This window comes from Winogradskyella sp. UBA3174 (assembly GCF_002364335.1).
Classification (GTDB): Bacteria; Bacteroidota; Bacteroidia; order Flavobacteriales; family Flavobacteriaceae; genus Winogradskyella.
Genome location: NZ_DEXW01000043.1, coordinates 1 through 17,426, shown reverse-complemented (window position 1 = coordinate 17,426; position 17,426 = coordinate 1). Strand labels below are relative to the sequence as shown.

Annotated in this window: 19 protein-coding genes and 1 other RNA gene; 15 read left to right on the top strand and 5 right to left on the bottom strand. The window is 31.3% G+C overall.

The window, feature by feature from the left end; genetic code table 11:
- Positions 1 to 2 precede the first annotated feature (2 nt).
- A complete protein-coding gene (gene typA, locus B2U95_RS07105) occupies positions 3 to 1,805 on the bottom strand; it encodes a translational GTPase TypA (protein WP_296314196.1) in 1,803 nt (600 codons plus the stop codon).
- A gap of 193 nt (positions 1,806 to 1,998) precedes the next feature.
- On the opposite strand from typA, the gene B2U95_RS07100 reads away from it, so the two are divergent.
- The 3 genes from B2U95_RS07100 to B2U95_RS07090 all read left to right on the top strand — a co-directional run bounded on the left by B2U95_RS07100 (position 1,999) and on the right by B2U95_RS07090 (position 3,951).
- Positions 1,999 to 2,358, top strand: a complete 360-nt coding sequence (locus B2U95_RS07100) for a hypothetical protein (protein WP_296314194.1) — start codon at positions 1,999 to 2,001, stop codon at positions 2,356 to 2,358.
- 141 nt (positions 2,359 to 2,499) lie between these two features.
- Positions 2,500 to 3,303 carry a 3-deoxy-8-phosphooctulonate synthase gene (gene kdsA, locus B2U95_RS07095; RefSeq protein ID WP_296314507.1) on the top strand — a complete coding sequence of 268 codons (804 nt, stop codon included), beginning with the start codon at positions 2,500 to 2,502 and terminating at the stop codon, positions 3,301 to 3,303.
- A 102-nt stretch (positions 3,304 to 3,405) separates the two neighbouring features.
- Positions 3,406 to 3,951, top strand: a complete 546-nt coding sequence (locus B2U95_RS07090) for a hypothetical protein (protein WP_296314192.1) — start codon at positions 3,406 to 3,408, stop codon at positions 3,949 to 3,951.
- Positions 3,952 to 4,199: 248 nt separating this feature from the next.
- On the opposite strand, the gene B2U95_RS07085 is transcribed toward B2U95_RS07090, so the two are convergent.
- Positions 4,200 to 4,628: a DUF1801 domain-containing protein gene (locus B2U95_RS07085; protein ID WP_296314189.1), complete on the bottom strand. Its 429-nt coding sequence runs from the start codon at positions 4,626 to 4,628 to the stop codon at positions 4,200 to 4,202.
- Entirely contained in the window at positions 4,591 to 4,944 is a 354-nt protein-coding gene (locus tag B2U95_RS07080; RefSeq protein WP_296314187.1) for a hypothetical protein, read from the bottom strand. Before B2U95_RS07080 ends, B2U95_RS07085 begins: the two co-directional genes overlap by 38 nt.
- A gap of 108 nt (positions 4,945 to 5,052) precedes the next feature.
- Here B2U95_RS07080 and B2U95_RS07075 point away from each other — a divergent pair, with 108 nt between their 5' ends.
- The 9 genes from B2U95_RS07075 to B2U95_RS07035 are packed head-to-tail and all read left to right on the top strand — an operon-like array spanning position 5,053 to position 11,926.
- Entirely contained in the window at positions 5,053 to 5,664 is a 612-nt protein-coding gene (locus tag B2U95_RS07075) for a hypothetical protein (RefSeq protein ID WP_296314185.1), read from the top strand.
- 48 nt (positions 5,665 to 5,712) lie between these two features.
- Positions 5,713 to 6,006, top strand: coding sequence for a winged helix-turn-helix domain-containing protein (locus B2U95_RS07070; RefSeq protein ID WP_296314184.1), 294 nt, complete (start codon positions 5,713 to 5,715; stop codon positions 6,004 to 6,006).
- A gap of 55 nt (positions 6,007 to 6,061) precedes the next feature.
- Entirely contained in the window at positions 6,062 to 7,447 is a 1,386-nt protein-coding gene (locus tag B2U95_RS07065; RefSeq protein ID WP_296314183.1) for a DUF4153 domain-containing protein, read from the top strand.
- Between the two features lies 1 nt (position 7,448).
- A complete protein-coding gene (locus tag B2U95_RS07060; RefSeq protein WP_296314181.1) occupies positions 7,449 to 7,781 on the top strand; it encodes a hypothetical protein in 333 nt (110 codons plus the stop codon).
- Positions 7,778 to 8,296, top strand: a complete 519-nt coding sequence (locus tag B2U95_RS07055; RefSeq protein WP_296314179.1) for a Coq4 family protein — start codon at positions 7,778 to 7,780, stop codon at positions 8,294 to 8,296. Before B2U95_RS07060 ends, B2U95_RS07055 begins: the two co-directional genes overlap by 4 nt.
- Entirely contained in the window at positions 8,296 to 8,919 is a 624-nt protein-coding gene (locus B2U95_RS07050; protein WP_296314178.1) for a SanA/YdcF family protein, read from the top strand. Before B2U95_RS07055 ends, B2U95_RS07050 begins: the two co-directional genes overlap by 1 nt.
- Before the next feature lie 13 nt (positions 8,920 to 8,932).
- Complete coding sequence (locus B2U95_RS07045; RefSeq protein ID WP_296314176.1) at positions 8,933 to 9,340, top strand: DUF2809 domain-containing protein; 408 nt, start codon at positions 8,933 to 8,935, stop codon at positions 9,338 to 9,340.
- Entirely contained in the window at positions 9,328 to 9,999 is a 672-nt protein-coding gene (locus B2U95_RS07040) for a DUF1361 domain-containing protein (RefSeq protein ID WP_296314173.1), read from the top strand. The genes B2U95_RS07045 and B2U95_RS07040 overlap by 13 nt, the downstream gene beginning before the upstream one ends.
- A gap of 49 nt (positions 10,000 to 10,048) precedes the next feature.
- Entirely contained in the window at positions 10,049 to 11,926 is a 1,878-nt protein-coding gene (locus B2U95_RS07035; RefSeq protein ID WP_296314171.1) for a TlpA family protein disulfide reductase, read from the top strand.
- A 48-nt stretch (positions 11,927 to 11,974) separates the two neighbouring features.
- Here B2U95_RS07035 and B2U95_RS07030 read toward each other — a convergent pair whose 3' ends face one another.
- The gene (locus B2U95_RS07030) at positions 11,975 to 13,180 is read right to left on the bottom strand and encodes an NAD(P)-dependent oxidoreductase (protein WP_296314169.1); all 1,206 of its coding nucleotides are present in this window, start codon (positions 13,178 to 13,180) and stop codon (positions 11,975 to 11,977) included.
- Positions 13,181 to 13,312: 132 nt separating this feature from the next.
- Here B2U95_RS07030 and B2U95_RS07025 point away from each other — a divergent pair, with 132 nt between their 5' ends.
- From B2U95_RS07025 to ssrA, 3 genes are all read left to right on the top strand, one after another.
- Complete coding sequence (locus B2U95_RS07025; RefSeq protein WP_296314168.1) at positions 13,313 to 13,801, top strand: hypothetical protein; 489 nt, start codon at positions 13,313 to 13,315, stop codon at positions 13,799 to 13,801.
- A 200-nt stretch (positions 13,802 to 14,001) separates the two neighbouring features.
- Positions 14,002 to 14,169, top strand: a complete 168-nt coding sequence (locus B2U95_RS07020) for a hypothetical protein (protein ID WP_296314166.1) — start codon at positions 14,002 to 14,004, stop codon at positions 14,167 to 14,169.
- Positions 14,170 to 14,260: 91 nt separating this feature from the next.
- Positions 14,261 to 14,655, top strand: a transfer-messenger RNA (tmRNA) gene (ssrA, locus tag B2U95_RS07015).
- 1,279 nt (positions 14,656 to 15,934) lie between these two features.
- On the opposite strand, the gene B2U95_RS07010 is transcribed toward ssrA, so the two are convergent.
- Positions 15,935 to 17,426: T9SS type A sorting domain-containing protein (locus tag B2U95_RS07010; RefSeq protein WP_296314163.1), on the bottom strand; the 1,492-nt coding region annotated here is incomplete at its 5' end.

Sequence of the window (17,426 nt, the reverse complement as noted above, 5' to 3'; positions counted from 1 at the left end):
TGTTATAACATGTGCTTATTACGTTTACGATCTACTTCATTTAAGAAGACTTTACGTAATCTAATATGATTAGGTGTTACCTCAACGTATTCATCTTTCTGAATGTATTCTAAAGCTTCTTCTAAAGAAAATTTAATTGCAGGTACGATCTTAGCCTTGTCATCTGCACCAGAAGAACGTACATTACTCATTTTCTTTGTTTTGGTGACGTTAACCGCCATATCATCTCCACGAGAGTTTTCGCCAATTACCTGACCTCCGTAAATATCTTCACCTGGATCAACAAAAAACTTACCTCTATCTTGTAATTTATCAATAGAATAAGGAATCGCTTGTCCGTTTTCCATAGATACTAAAGATCCATTTTGACGTTCTGGAATTCCACCTTTTACAGGTAAATATTCTTTAAAGCGGTGCGCCATAATAGCTTCACCAGCTGTAGCTGTTAGTAATTGATTACGTAAACCAATAATACCACGAGATGGTACTAAAAATTCACATACCATACGGTTACCTTTAGCTTCCATACTTAACATATCACCTTTACGCATCGTTACCATTTCAATAGCTTTACCCGAAACGCTCTCTGGTAAATCTATAGTCATTTCTTCAAAAGGCTCACATTTAACACCATCAATTTCTTTAATGATTACTTGTGGTTGTCCTATTTGAAGCTCATAACCTTCACGACGCATCGTTTCTATTAAAACTGATAAGTGTAATACACCACGACCAAATACCATGAATTTATCTGCACTATCAGTTTCTTCAACTTTAAGCGCTAAATTCTTTTCAAGCTCTTTAGTTAAACGATCCTTAATATGACGAGATGTTACATACTTTCCATCTTTACCAAAGAAAGGTGAATCATTAATTGTAAACAACATACTCATTGTTGGCTCATCAATGGCTATTGTCTTAAGTCCTTCTGGATTTTCAAAATCTGCAACAGTGTCACCAATTTCAAAACCTTCTAAACCTACGATTGCACAAATATCACCTGTTTGTATTTCATCTACTTTTAAACGGCCTAGACCTTCAAACGTATGTAATTCTTTAATTCTGTTTTTAACAATAGAACCATCTCTTTTTACTAAAGAAATTTGCTGCCCTATCTTTAAACCACCACGAGTTAAACGACCAATGGCAATACGACCTGTAAATGAAGAGAAATCTAATGATGTAATTAACATCTGTGTTGTTCCTTCTACAATTTTTAATTCAGGAATATGCTCAATAACCATGTCTAATAATGGCTCTACATTGTCAGTTTCATCTTTCCAATCATCACTCATCCAATTGTTCTTTGCAGAACCGTAAACTGTTGGAAAATCTAATTGCCATTCTTCTGCACCCAATTCAAACATTAAATCAAACACCTTTTCATGTACTTCATCTGGCGTACAATTTTCCTTATCTACTTTGTTTATAACTACACAAGGCTTTAAACCTAGATCAATGGCTTTTTGAAGTACAAAACGTGTTTGAGGCATTGGACCTTCAAAGGCATCAACTAAAAGCAAAACACCATCAGCCATATTTAAAACACGCTCAACTTCACCACCAAAATCGGCGTGACCAGGAGTATCAATAACATTGATCTTAGTACCTTTATATACAACTGAAACGTTTTTAGATGTGATTGTAATACCACGCTCACGTTCTAAATCGTTATTATCTAGAATTAGGTCTCCAGTATTTTCATTTTCGCGAAATAATTGACAGTGATACATAATTTTATCTACCAATGTTGTCTTTCCGTGATCGACGTGTGCAATGATTGCAATATTTTTAATCTTAGCCATAATTGATGCTGATTTTAAGCGCGCAAAGGTAACTCATATTATCCTCATTTCGTTAATTATATGTTATAATTTAATTGTTTAGCAATTTGAATACGTAACTTAACGTTGTAGAACTTATTAATAGTAAAAGCCTATCCTTAAAAACCAACCGCTAATTGGGCTATTTACATCTGAACCTTTAAAATTATAACAGATGAATTCCATTAGTAAATACACAAAGTTTGTTCCATACCTTTATTTTTTATCGGTAATCAGTTATTGGTTTACAGATATTAATAGACATGAAGGTATTTCTGCATATCCAATTCTATTATTTGCTATTCCTCTTATATGGCAACTTATTAAGCCTAATAGAAAACTGAATTTTTCTCTAGGAATTATATTTGTCTGCCTATCCTCTTATTTAATTCTAGCTTATTTATCTGACTTGCTAAATATTGTGAATTGGACAGAATCCTCTAAACGTTTTTTATTTTATGGAGGACTGCTTGTTATCGGCAACTTTGTAATGTCACTTTGGATTGTTAGAAATAGTATAAAAAAGGTGTTTTAAAAGAGATACTAGACCGCTTTGCTTTTAGAACCAAGAACGAAGACTGATTCGCTTTTTCATAACAAAATATGTATTAAAAAAAGAACAAAGATTAATACTATCTTTGTGGCTTAACTTTTTAAGTCTAAAGCTTTGATTACTATTCCGAAATTAAAACACACAGATTCCGATAATTTCTTTTTGCTTTGTGGCCCTTGTGCCATTGAAGGAGAAGATATGGCATTACGTATTGCCGAAAAAGTTATCACTATTACAGATAAACTTCATATCCCTTATGTTTTTAAAGGCAGTTTTAAAAAAGCCAATAGAAGCAGAATAGATAGTTTTTCGGGAATTGGCAATGAGAAAGCACTAAAAATATTAAGAAAGGTTTCTGAAACTTTTGATGTACCTACAGTGACAGATATTCACGAAGCTTCTGATGCTGCTATGGCTGCAGAATATGTAGATGTTTTACAAATTCCTGCGTTTTTAGTAAGACAAACAGATTTAGTAGTGGCAGCCGCCAAAACGGGCAAAGTAGTCAACTTAAAGAAAGGACAATTTATGAGTCCAGAAGCCATGAAACATGCGGTACAAAAAGTAAAAGATGCTGGTAATGACCAAGCTTGGATTACAGACAGAGGTACTATGTTTGGCTACCAAGATATGATTGTAGATTTTAGAGGTATACCAACCATGCGCCAATATGCACCAACAGTTTTAGACGTAACACATTCGCTACAACAACCCAACCAAAGTATTGGTGTTACTGGTGGACGACCAGATATGATTGAAACAATTGCCAGAGCTGGTGTTGTAAATAATGTTGATGGTTTATTTATTGAAACACATTTCGATCCTGCAAATGCTAAAAGTGATGGAGCTAATATGTTGCACTTAGATAATTTGGAAGGTTTACTTTCTAATTTAGTAGCTATTCGTAAAACAATAAACGTATTATAAAAACTAAATAAGCACCTAAACACATGACGAACAAATAATTAAGTGTTAAATTATTTTTAATTTAAATTTTTAATTTTATTATCATAATCAAAAAAACAAATTATGAAAAAGTATTTAGTGTTCTGTTTAGTTTTAATGCTATTTCTTTCTTTATCCTGTACAAATGAAAGTGATTCTGAAGAATCATCTGCAAGTAAAGTAGAGAACATACAACAAAATGAAATTACGGAAGATACCTATAAGAATTGGGTAGAAGTTGGGAAAATAGAAGACGGTGTTGCAGTATTAACGGCAGATAAAAATAATCTGATTAATTCACTTAACCAGAATCTTTTTGTAACTACTGGCAAGAGTACAAGAATGACTGACGTTTCACTAGAAAGGATTGAAGATTTCTTTTATCTATTATTTACAAGCGATAAGCAAAGAGTGACTTTTTATGTGCAAAAAAGTAAGGATAGTAATATTTTGAGAGCTGCAGCAACAACAGTTTGCACAACCTCAGAATGTACGCAAGAACCGTTAGGATGCATACCAAAGTACGATATTACTCCGGCAGGTCAAGAGGGTATAGGCACTTGCACACCTTGTGCAAATGGAGGTAAGTGTACCAAAACAGTATCTGGAAGATCCCTTATATCTAATTAAACGAACCGATTCTGAATTTTTAAATTAAAAGCATATTACAAGTTCAGTTCGAGTGATTTTGAGGGATGAAAAATCGTATCGAGAACCAATTAGAGTAACAAATTCTATTCTCGATACAAATTCTACTCAGTTTCAATCTTAAAATTCCCTCGAGTAGACAAATTTTATCAAAATTCAAAACAGGTCAGAACAATTACTTTTACAGAAAACTTACTGTAGAAATCAGAAGCACTATTAAAGTTGAAAATTTAAGATCGTCTTTTAGGTTTTAAAATTAACTTAAACGGATTGGTGTTAATTTGTAGTTGTTTCTGAATCACATAAACCACCACGGCATCATTAATATCTTCAACAGCCTTGTACCGTAATGAGCGTATAGATTTTCGGTTGGCATCTACAAAATGCTCAGTAAACTCATTCATTTTATCGAAATGCCAAAAAGCCAAATCAACATAGTCTTTAGACTGATTGAGATAACATAACGGAATACCATTACAGTAATAAAAAGGGATTCGCCATTTAAACAACAGTTCTGTATTAGGTGCTACTGCTTCTATTATCGCTTGAAGATGAAAAAACATAGACCTAAACGGTTCTTCTTGTTTTAATATGTAAGCTTCAGCAGGATTCAAAATCAATTTAGAATATTCCCAATACACCAACAACAATAAGTGCAATACCTATTATAGCTTTAAACGGCATTAATTTATCTGAAATTTTATGCAAACTCTCTTCTAAAGCAGGTACTTTAACAAATACGTGAGTCAATAATAAAAGTCCACCTAAAATACGTAGAACATTAAAAAGTATTTGACCTCTAAATGTAATAATTGCTAAAACAATTAGTGCACCACCAATTACAGTTTGAAATGGAGCAAGCACACCAGCAATTTTATTAAAAAAGTTTTTATCACCATCCCATTTATCTAGTGTAGCTAATCCAAGTAAGACTCCTCCAGAGATACTAAATATTATTAGTAGTAATCCAATCATAATAATTTAAATATTAGTTCATAGATTATAAATTTAACTATATCTGCAAAATAAAGTTGCTCAATTCAATTATTTTATTTTACTTTGTAATTCAAAGTACTTTTTATTATGAGCAATGAGGATTATTTAAAAGACATCAACGAGATTAAAAATCTAATGAATAAATCGTCTCGTTTTATTTCGTTAAGTGGCTTATCTGGAATATTAGCAGGAGTTTACGCCTTAATTGGTGCAGCTGCAGCTTATTGGATTGTTATAGAATATAGCGATGGCAGACTTATTTTAGACGGTTGGGTTTTTAGAACGGTAATGCTTATTTTATTTCTAATTGCTTTCTTAAGTGCTGTTACTGGTATCTTTCTTACAACTAGAAAGGCTAAAAAAAATAGTGAGAAAATTTGGGATAACTCATCGCGTCGTTTATTATTTAATTTCCTAATACCTCTAGCAAGTGGTGGACTATATACACTGATTATATTAAGTCAAGGTAAATATGGACAAACAGGTGGATTGATGCTTATTTTTTACGGATTAGCATTGGTAAATGCCTCAAAGTATAGTATTGGTGATATTAAATATTTGGGTTTTATTCAAATTGCATTGGGTTTAATAGCTGCAATATATCCTGGATATGGTTTCTGGCTTTGGGTAATTGGTTTTGGAATAATGCATATTATTTATGGCACTTGGATGCATTTTAAATATGATGTGAGCAAGTAAACAGTTCTCAGTCGCAGTTTTCAGTAACTTTGAGCATAAATTTAAATTTTGAGTATAATAACCAACATAAATAAACTTTTTGATCACAGAATAAGACTAGGCATTATGTCTGTTCTTATGGTGAATGAGTATGCTGATTTTAATATGCTAAAAGAATTATTAGGAGCAACAGATGGTAATTTAGCAAGCCACACTAAAGCCCTAGAAAAAGCTGAATATATTTTAGTAGAAAAACAATTTATAGGTAAAAAACCTAACACAAGATATAGCACTACTAAGCTTGGTAAAGCTGAATTTAAAAAACACATTAACGCTTTAGAAAAATTAATAAACAAAACTTAAATCTATTTTTTTAATCTTTTACTTTGAAAAACAAAGTACTTTTAAATAATAAATTATGAAAAAAATAATAATATTCATCGGAGCATTTTTATTCAGCACACTATTCTATGGCAAAACAATTGGTCTCAACCTATTATTATTTAGCCTACTCACAATCGTTGTACTATTAATTAATAATAAAGATGATTTTAAGAACAGGAAAACAATAATTTATTCTGGACTTTATGTTATTACTGGTATTGCCGTATTCTTTCACGACTCTTCATTGGCTATAATAGCAAACTGTGTTTCATTCTTTACATTAATTGGCTTACTCTCTGAAAACAAATCATCTATTTATATCAATTGGCTTAATGGACTTTACACTACTATTGCTGGACTTTTTCATCGTAATTTTTCTATAAATAAACAGCAAAAAGTTGTTAAAGAAAAAAGCACTACAGATTACTTTCATCTTATAAAAATCATTGTAATTCCTTTAGTCATTTTTATAATTTTCATTGGACTTTATAAAAATGGTAATCCTGTTTTTAATGACCTTATTTCAAAAATAGATTTTAGTTTTATTAATATACAATGGGTTTTATTTGCAGGTTTAGGCTACTATCTTTTTTCAAATATTCATAAACCTATAGAAGTTGAACCTGCGACGGAATTAGATTTACAAACAGGTAATATTTTAAACAAGAGTGAGACATTTTCAATTCCAAAATTAAAGCAAGAGAACCAATTAGGCATTATACTAATTGCTATGCTTAATTTGTTAATTGTTCTGTTCTTAATTACAGATGTATCATTCCTCACTTCTACCGTAGACTTAAGAGCGTCAATATTTTCTGCGCAAGTTCATAATGGTATTAATGCTTTAATAGCTTCAATTGTTATCGCCATAATTATTTTACTCTATGTTTTTAGAGGGGATTTAAACTTTTACAAAGCCAATAGCACTTTAAAGAAATTAGCAATTACTTGGATAATTCTAAACTTACTACTCGTACTAAGTATAGCAGCTAAAAATAGTCAGTATATCTATTACTTCGGCTTAACCTATAAGAGAATTGGTGTACACATCTATCTCATATTATCAATCGTAGGTCTTATTACAACGCTTTTAAAAATTAGCAATATCAAAAATATTTGGTATTTGCTCAGAGTGAATACACAAACTGCTTTTGCTATTCTAATTATATCTAGCACTATCAATTGGGATAATCACATCACCAATTACAATTTAAACTATGCGCAATCGATGGATTTTAAATACCTGATTGAACTTTCAAACAACAATACAATTCTATTAAAAGAACAGATGAAATCAAAACCATTAGATGACGATACTACGCGTTTAGTAATAAAGAAATATAGAAAATACATTACTGAACTCAGAGCAAATGATTGGCAAGAACTTCAATATGATAATTTTAAACTAGGTTCTAAATAGCATGGTAGCATTAGCAATTTTCGGATTTTTATTTGCGTGTTTAATTTATTTTGTAGTAATCAGAATTAGCATATCGGCAATCTATTGGTCATTAAGCGACCCTAAAGATAAGGCGTGGGCTTTTAGGATTTACTTTCCGTATTACATCATCATCCTTTTTGGGATATGTATTGCATTTATAATAAAATCTGACCTCGATCCGTTCGCTATTCTCTATTTCAGTATGCTTTACACGACGGCTTTGATAGTTTGGAATCGCGATTTAAAAAAAGATTTAAAGCGCAAACACACCATTAAAAAATACAATAACCCAGATATTAAAAATCTACCATGAACACTCTATTCTTTAATAAAATAAAATCGTTGCGAAAACAACTTATTATTTGGCTTTTTGAACATTCGCAACGCATATACACGTCTTTGTTTAAAAATCATGAGTCTTGGAATCTTACAAAAAACGATTTACTAAATCTACCAGAACCTACTTTCGGAAGACACCTTGGTGAATTTTTAGACGAAAATAATTTTGAATTAATTCCTAAAGTTGAGCGTCACGATTGTTACCATGTTTTATGTGGTTACAATACTGACGTTGAAGATGAAATAGCATTACAATGTCTTTGTTATGGCAACGGCAAACGTAGTCCGTATTTATATGGTGCTATAATTCTTGGAGTGACTATTCTACCCGATTACTATACCTACTATTATAAATCTTACAAAACAGGAAAGTCTGCAAACCCGTTTCATCATTTCGATTATAAGAAAATTTTAAACATATCTATAGCAGACTTTAGAAGTGTCATATTTCCGAAAGCAGAATTAATAAAACTTAACCTATACGCGTAATGAAAAAACTAAAAATATTAATTCTAATTTTTGTATTTATAACCTTAGGTGTCTTTATAACCCACCATTGGATGAGTTTTAAATCTAAAGACTACATCTACAGTGATACAGATTCAATTCCAAAAAACAAAGTCGGTTTAGTTTTAGGCACAGGGAAATATGCTCCAAGTGGTAATATTAAACAATATTATAAATACCGTGTCAATGCTGCTGTAGATTTATACAAAGCACAAAAAATAGACTACCTATTAATAAGTGGCGATAATAGCAGAACTGACTATGATGAGCCAACTGATTTTAAAAATGATTTAATTGCTAGAGGTATTCCTGAAGCTAAGATTTTCTTAGACTATGCAGGTTTTAGAACGCTAGACTCTATGGTTAGAGCTAAGGAAATATTTGGACAAACATCTATTACGGTAATCTCTCAAAAATTTCATAACGAACGTGCTATTTATCTCGCCAGTCATTTTAACATTAATGCCATAGGTTTTAATGCGAAAGATCCAATAAGAGGAAAAATAACACATCTGCGAGAATATTTAGCACGCTCAAAAGCAAGCTTAGATTTAGTCTTTAATGTCTCACCAAAATTTTTGGGAGAACCCATCTCAATCCCATAAAAATGCAAATCAGATGAAACTACATTTTAATAAATACTACTTAACACTAGCGCATTCGTTATTCTTAATAGAATTAGCAATCGCTTTCATTATAAAAACAGGATTTATTCGCTACACATTTGGCGATTATCTCGTGGTAATTTTACTATATGCAATTATAAGAGGATGTACAAGGCTATCAGTGAGGGCTTCAGCTTTCATCGTCCTCTTTATTGCTTATGGTATTGAGCTGCTTCAACTCACACCATTCTTAACCTATTTTAATTTACATGATAGTTTTACCGCTAAGTTACTTTTTGGAAGCACATTTCGTTTAACCGACCTACTAGCCTATACATTAGGAATCATCACAGTTTTATTAACTGAAATGTCAATTAAAAAATTTCAAAACACTCAAAATATAAGATCATGGAAACACTAAAATCACTTATACAAACCAAGTTTAAAACATTAACACTAATTACAGTCGCATTAGCCTTTAGTGTTATTGTTCTTATGGTAAGAATGAAACTAAACAAGTCCTTTTTCTTTCTGTTTTTAGTGTGGAATGTTTTTCTAGCCATAATTCCGTACTCCATAACCATGTATCTTAGTACAAAACCAAATCTTAGTAAATTCAAATTAGGATTATGGTTTATCGCTTGGTTAGCCTTTTTGCCAAATGCACCTTATATTATAACAGATCTTATACATATAAGATTAGGTAACGACTCATTCTTATGGTTAGATGTCTTAGTTGTTTTGTCTTTTGCGTTGAGCGGTTTGCTCCTCTTCTACCTCTCGATTATAGATATGCAACACTTAATTTCTAAAAGTTTTAAACGTATTTCTATCGGAACAGTAACAACTATCATTTTGTTTTTATGTGGATTCGGAGTCTATTTGGGTCGTTTTTTACGCTATAATTCTTGGGAAATTGTCAGTGGACCTCAACATCTTATATCAGATATTATATCCATCATCATTTCACCTTTCCAAAATTTAGAAGCTTGGCTGTTTACATTGGGTTTTGGACTGTTTTTAGTGGTTGGTTTTTGGATGTTTAAGAATTTATTTTCTGCTGATAAGACAATATATTGATACAATTATTATTTATCTTTAAGCGTAATTTTTAATAAAAATGTATCGGATGAAAATATTTGGTTTTATTACACTACTATTATTCGTACTTTATTCTTGTAAAAATGAAACGAAAGCAGAACAGACTATAGAAATTGGAGACTTTAGTTTTTCTTCAAAAAATATAACTTCAAATCAGCCATTTACTATTACTTATAATGGTAGTGGTAATCTTGAGGAAAGTTTTTATTCAAACTTACATAAAAATAGATCTTATCCTTTTGATGTAAATTTTGAAAAGAATAATGCCACTATTACGGTTCCAGATAGTATTACAGGCGTAGCATTCAATTTTAAAGTAGATAGTAAATACGATAATAATAAGGAAAAAGGTTACTTATTTTCTGTTGTTAACGAGAAAGGAGAAGCCCATACTAGTGCAGAAGCTTCTAAACAATTCTACGCTATGACTTATGGAGAGAACTATGGTTTAAAAGTAGATCCTAAAGCCGTTTTAATGACTTTAGAAAAATTCTTAGAGACAAGTCCAGAATTAAATGAAGACTGGATCACTAATCATATTTATGTAGCCGAAGAAGTTGATGTAGAAAAAGGACAAATATTGAGTGAAGCTTACATAGCAGAAATAATAAATAAAAAAGACAAATCATATAAAGACTACGAAAACTTATCTAGCTTATACAACACCGTAAAAAATAAACCTAAGGCAGATAGCATTGGTGACATAATTACAGCAAAATATCCTTACAGTAATATAGCAGTTAATAAATTATACGGTCATATTTATGAAGCAAAAAGTCTTACCGATAAAGAAAAAATTTTTAATGATAATAAGGCTTCAATTTTAAATTCTAAAGACGCAAGTTTTTTTATACAGACCCTAGCCATGGAAAGTTATAACGCTAGTAATATGGAGTCTTTTGAGATGTATGCAGAAATGTTTAAAGACAACACAAGTAAAGCATCACTTTATAATTCTATTGCCTGGCCTAAAGCAGAAAAGGGTGAGGATTTAGATATGGCAGCGACTATTTCAAAACAATCATTAGAATTAACCAAAGCTGAACAAAATGCCTTAAAAGAAAAGCCAGAGTTTTACAGTCTTAACCAATATAAAAATAGCTTAGAGAGTACTTATAATATGTATGCAGATACTTATGCCTTAATATCATTTAAAAAAGGTGATATTAAAGAAGCAGTTAAGTACCAAGCCATAGCAGTAAAAAAAGGTGCTAACCCAGAGATGAATGAACGCTATATTGAATTTTTAATAGCTGACAATCAAAACCAAACAGCTATGGAAAACGCCTCTAAATTTATTAAAAATGGTAATAGCACTTCAAAAATAAAAGCCTACTTCAAAGAAGCTGCTAAAAAAGTAGATCCTAAAATTGATGTTGACTCTAGGATAGCAGAGTTTGAAGAAAAAGCAAAAGCCAAAGAATTTGAAAATTTAAGAAAGTCACTTTTGGATGAAGAAGCACCAAATTTTACTTTAAAAAATTTAGAAGGAAAAGAAGTAACATTAGCTTCTTTAAAAGGTAAAACTGTTGTCTTAGATTTTTGGGCTACTTGGTGTGGGCCTTGTATAGCTTCGTTTCCAGGAATGCAAGAGGTAGTGACTAAATATAAAGATGACGAAAATGTAGAATTTTTCTTTATAGATACATTTGAAGATGGAGAAGAAAGGTTAGACAAAGTCTTAAAGTTTATTAAGGATAATAACTACGATTTTAATGTTTTAATTGATCCTGTAAAAGAAAATAGCAGCAAGCACTTAGTTGCGGATAAATACGGTATAACTGGTATACCTACAAAAATAATTATAGGGCCGAGTGGAAGAATTAACTTTAAATCTATAGGCTTTAGTGGTTCTGCTGAAAAAATTGTTTCAGAAATTGACACTATGGTAGAATTATTAAAATAATAAGAACAATTTTAAAATAAAGAAAAGCAAAAACTTGTTTTCCTTTCTTTATTTTCCATCAACAAAATCCTGCAAATAAGAAAATCTAGAGGTAAGTTTACCATCATTGGTGGTCATTTGTGCACGTTCTAAAACACGGTCTTTATCATCATTAAAAAAGGCAGGTATCACATGTTCTAAAAACGAATCACCAAAACCTTCGCTCGCATCTTTTGGTAATTCGCATGGCAAGTTATCTACAGCCATAACTGTAATAGCATTTTCAGCATCAAAAGCCACTTCACTTTCAGTTTTAGCATCATAACCATAAAATGGATCAGCTATAGTAGAGGCTCTTAATGTAGATGCCACAGGACCATCTACATCACAAGATATATCTGCTACTAAGTTGATCTTAAAATCTATATGTTTAGCATCTTCTCTATTAAATAAATAAGGTGCACCATTCCCATAAAAATGGCCTGCTATAAAGTAATCTGTTTCTTTTGCATACGGCATAAAATTACTTTCGTAATCTGTAGGGTCTTTATAAAATTCCCACTTATCACCAACCTTACCATCAGTTCTTTTTGAGTACTCCATAACATCTACCATACAATATACTGGCTCAGTAAATTGCGATGTTAAATACAACGCATCACCTACTTCTTTAAGACCCAAATGATCTAATATTTCTTTTGCACCAAAGGCTACTTTACCAGTACCAGAAAGTAAAATCTTAATATTTGGCAATGTGATTTTATCGAGTTCAGCTTTAACAGCATCTAAATCTGCAAGTGTTTCTACTTTAGGTAAAACGAATAATCCATCGCGCAAACCCAATCCTCTAAAACCATTATAAGCACCAACTAAACCAGCATAGCGACCAAAACCAATAAGCCTGGCTCCGTTCTCTTTAACAATAGTTTCATGATCTAACATCTCAATATTTTTATTGAGCATAGCTTCGAGCAATCCTCTATTGTAAGGTTGCTTTTTTATAGTGTGTGAGAAGTAAAAATATTTTTTATTCGGAATAAGATTTTCAATAGGCACTTCCTTAACTCCTATCATTACATCTGCATCAGATACATCATCAGTAACCTTAAAACCTTTAGCTCTATAAGCTTCATCAGAAAATATTCTTATATCCGAAGATTCTACAATAAATTCCGCATCAAGAAATTGTGTTCTAGCTTCCGCTAGTTTTTCTGGTGAAAACACAACACGTCTATCTGGTGGATTTTTACGTTCTTTAATGATAGCGAATTTCATAGCTTTATACGATTAGGAATTTTGCCCGAAGATATTGGAATTTAAGAGTAATACCAATAGATTTTTTAGATATAAAAAGTTTTATAATCGTAGTCAATTTCGTCCTATAATTTAGTTTTAAACTTATTTATAATGAAAAAAATATTAATACTACTTTTAGTCATAAACAGTTACTCTTGCAATGACAATAAAACTTCTAAACCACAAAGTGAAATTATTAATACTAACAAACCTTTAATTCCTTTTGAGGATATAGTAACAGACTACAAAACCTGGTGGTCTTACCATTACTATAAAATTAATTTAACTTTAGATTTTATAGCTATTGGTGAAAATGATAATAAGATAACAAAAGACCTATTTCTTCAAAAACTAACTACAGGTAAGCATATTACCATAGAACTAAAGTATGAAGACGATTTCACATACTACAAACTATTTAAACTACCAGAAGATATTGATAAACCTATTGTAGCAACTATTAAAAGCACATCATCAGTTATCTATGAACATTTTAAAATGGAAGGCCTAGTATTTCCTAATTTTAAAGCTCAAGGTTTAAACGGTACAATCCATAATATTGAAACTTTAAAAGGAAAAACCACAGTGTTAAAAACGTGATTTATCGCTTGTGCACCTTGTGTTGCAGAATTCCCAGAATTAAATGCTCTAGTTACAGAATATAAAAATAATAACGCTATTCAATTTTTGAGTTTGGCTTTAGACACTAAAGAAGCGTTGAACAGTTTTTTAGAAAAAAACAGTTTTCATATGCTGTAATTGCAGAACAAAGAGATTTAATTCAGAATAAACTAAAATTAATGGCATATCCGACACATGTTATTATAAATGAAAACGGAACAATTGAAAAGGTGTTTGGAAAAGCCTCTCAAATGATTGTTTATTTAGAAGATTACAAACCGATATCTAAATCCTTTAAAAATAAGACTTCAAAGAACTTAATTCCTCCGCCACCTCCACCAATGTAACTGGTATACTTTTTGAAGTATTTAACTAGAAGTGTGTAATATTTACTAACTTTGCAGTCCTTTTTAAACAAAAGGAAATTATCATTTTAATGGGGTCGACTGGTTTTGACAGCGAGATTAATTAGATGGTAAGCACGTCGTGTAATGGCATTGAAACACGTAAAAGGCTAGACCAAATTTTAAACGGCGAGAATAACTACGCTTTAGCTGCATAATCTGAATTATAGTAAGATTAAGCCACGTCCTACTAGGTAGGAATGCTAAATGTCTCCTGAAAGCCTTGATTAACGGCGTTCGATTAGAGGCATCGTAAAAGTTAATATAGCATATATAATGCTTTGATGTATATGTGAAACTAAAAAAGATAAGTTATAAATGGGTTGTCTTTAACCAGCTTATAATCGAAAACCCAAGAAAAGAATAAACGTGTAGAAAGCTATTTCGTTACTTGTTTGGACGAGAGTTCGATTCTCTCCGACTCCACTCTAAAAAACCTTAGTTAATTGTTTTTCAATTAGTTGAGGTTTTTTACACTTTGATTTGTACGATTATTGTATTACAAAGTATTTATTGCCTTATTATCCGTACTTTTTTAATGAAAAAATAAAGATGTTTTTTCGGATGCATTTGTTGCATTGCCTGCATCCGTGATAATTAAAAAAGATTATGACTGATTTGAAAAAAAGTTGATTAATCAAAGTTTACAGAATACTTATCCAACAAACAACCAGTTTTAAAACTTCTTAATTCTTTAACTGTATTATGCTCACCGTCAAGAACTACCTCAACAAAGAACATATCTATTGCGTAGAGGTTGCAACGTTCTGTTTTGGTTAATAGTTATCTATGAAAGCTCGATGCTGATTAACAGCATCCATTCGTTCGTTAAGTTCTAGTAGGTTAAACTCGTAAAGTGTCAAATACTTAGAATTTAGTTTTTACTAAAATTTATTACTTTTGTAATGCTAGATTTGGCAAACCTGCAGTAGGATTCAAATATTCAATTTCTGTGTTTCATATTTTTATAAAGCTAAAACTTGTTGTCTGTCCTAATGAAGAATATGAGAAACTATAATTTGTTTCAGTTATAGTTTCACTTACTTCAGAGCTTCCCATTTCTATTGCTTCTGCTAAACAAAATTCTTTATTAGATGCTATGTTACAAATATCGTGTTGTGCAAATCTGAAAGCTGGTTGGATTATTTCTAGGTCACCAAATACTCTTGCCTAAGTTCCTAGAATCCAAATCGGTGGGTTTAGTTGTGAAGTATTATTATCATCATTATCATCCGATTAAGAACAAGAGATAAAAAGTATTGCGGTTGTTAAGATTAGAACAAGTTTTAAGCGATTTAATAAGTAAGGAATTTATCTACTAAATCATCTAAATAGTTATTATTGAACATCAAGTTTAAGAAAAAAACCAAAGTTTATATTGAAGATTCCCATAATGTGTTTTTTGTTCATTCAAAAATAAAAGTCAAATCAAAGTCTCGTTTACCTTTTTGATACGTTTTGTGGCTTGATAACCAAATTGTTCAATTCTTTAACTAATTCAAATTAAATGATAACAAAAAAATAATGAAAACATTATAATAATATTTCTGATTCAAATTGAGTAACAAAAACTCATTTTTATTATTCCAATATATTTGCTTTAAGCTAAACAGTCTTAACATATCTGTCTAAGTAAATGTAGTAACTCCAATTAAAAAAGAGGCTGTCTTTTCAGACAGCCTCTTATAACTTAATTAACTTAAAGTAATTAGTTCCTACGTTGAGTTGAAGATGAAACGATTTTCTTAAATAAAATTTCTTCTGCTGTTGTAAGTTTTACAATATACAACTGATTAGCTTCATTAGATAAATCAATTCGTATAACACCTTTGCTACCTTTGATATAATTACTATCAATATAACTTCTGATTAAAGTACCTTTTACATCAAGTATTTCAACTTTAACATTAGTATCATAACAAAAATTATAACTAGCAAATACTTCTTGATTAAAAGGAACTGGATACATCACGAATTTCTCTTTATCAATTGTTAAATTTAAATACGTAGTATGTGTGTCACCTTCATTATTTATAGTTTCGTGTTTATAAACACCACTCTTTTTGTAAGTTTCTCCATCTAATTCCCAAAAATAACTACCACAATTTTCTATATATAACCTTTCATTGGTCTCAGTGGCTAATGTTTTATTCAACCAATCGTCACAAGGAACTTCTTCAAACTCTTTACCAATAATAACAGATTGCCTTCCTTCAGGCACAAGTACAATAGCCAATAACTCTCCTACATCTGGTGTAAAACCGCCACCTTGAGCTAATGCTAAATCTCTAATTTCTTCTGCCTGTGCAATATCATTTCCATCGTTATTCCAAGTGCTTGTAGGATCTGTTAAAAAAGTACAAACTTGGCAAACAGAGTCATCAATTAATAACCAAATAGCATACTGAAAATGACCAAATGTATATTCACCTAAGCCGTTAGGACTTACTTCACCAATAATAGTTTGGTTTAATAACCAATTTACTTTATCAAAATTCTCTGGTTTTTCAAATCTACCTTCTGGTAATTCATCGTAACTTGAGTACACGTCAAAACTTGCTGTTTCGTTATTGTCCAAGCCTAAATCTTGGTCAGCGCACCATGCAGGTATCTCTGTGCCAGATAAAAAACCAGAACTGTCGTTTATTGTTAAATTAAAATAAGCATCGTCGCCTGGTTTTGCAGTCGTAGTTACGGTCACTTTACTAGGTAACATAGAAACCAAACTATCTAAATCTTGATCACAGGTTACAGCCAAACTTGTTTGTGCGTTATTCATATTTTGAGGCAATTCTACATCAAAATCATTTGTACTATTAGCATTTCCTTGGTTAGCATTTAGTGGAGCTGAATCTGAAGGACAATCTTCGCATAACAATTGATTTTTCGCTGTGACATATACAATATGTCCTAAAATTACATCGGCTTCACTAACCATATTACCTCTTACAGTCAGCAAAATGCGGCCAAGCTCAAACTGATCATAATCTCTTGTGTTTATTAATTGTATTGTGTTTGCAGAACCAGATGTTAAACTCAATAGATCCCAGCCGCTTCCTGGAGCAATTTCTAGAATTTCAGTATTGGCACCAACACTAATCGTAGCTTTTAATGAATTTGCAACTATAGTTTTGTTTCCATAATTACCAACAGTAGCAGTCAAAGTCCCTGTAGAACCTTGTTGCACACTTGATGGACTC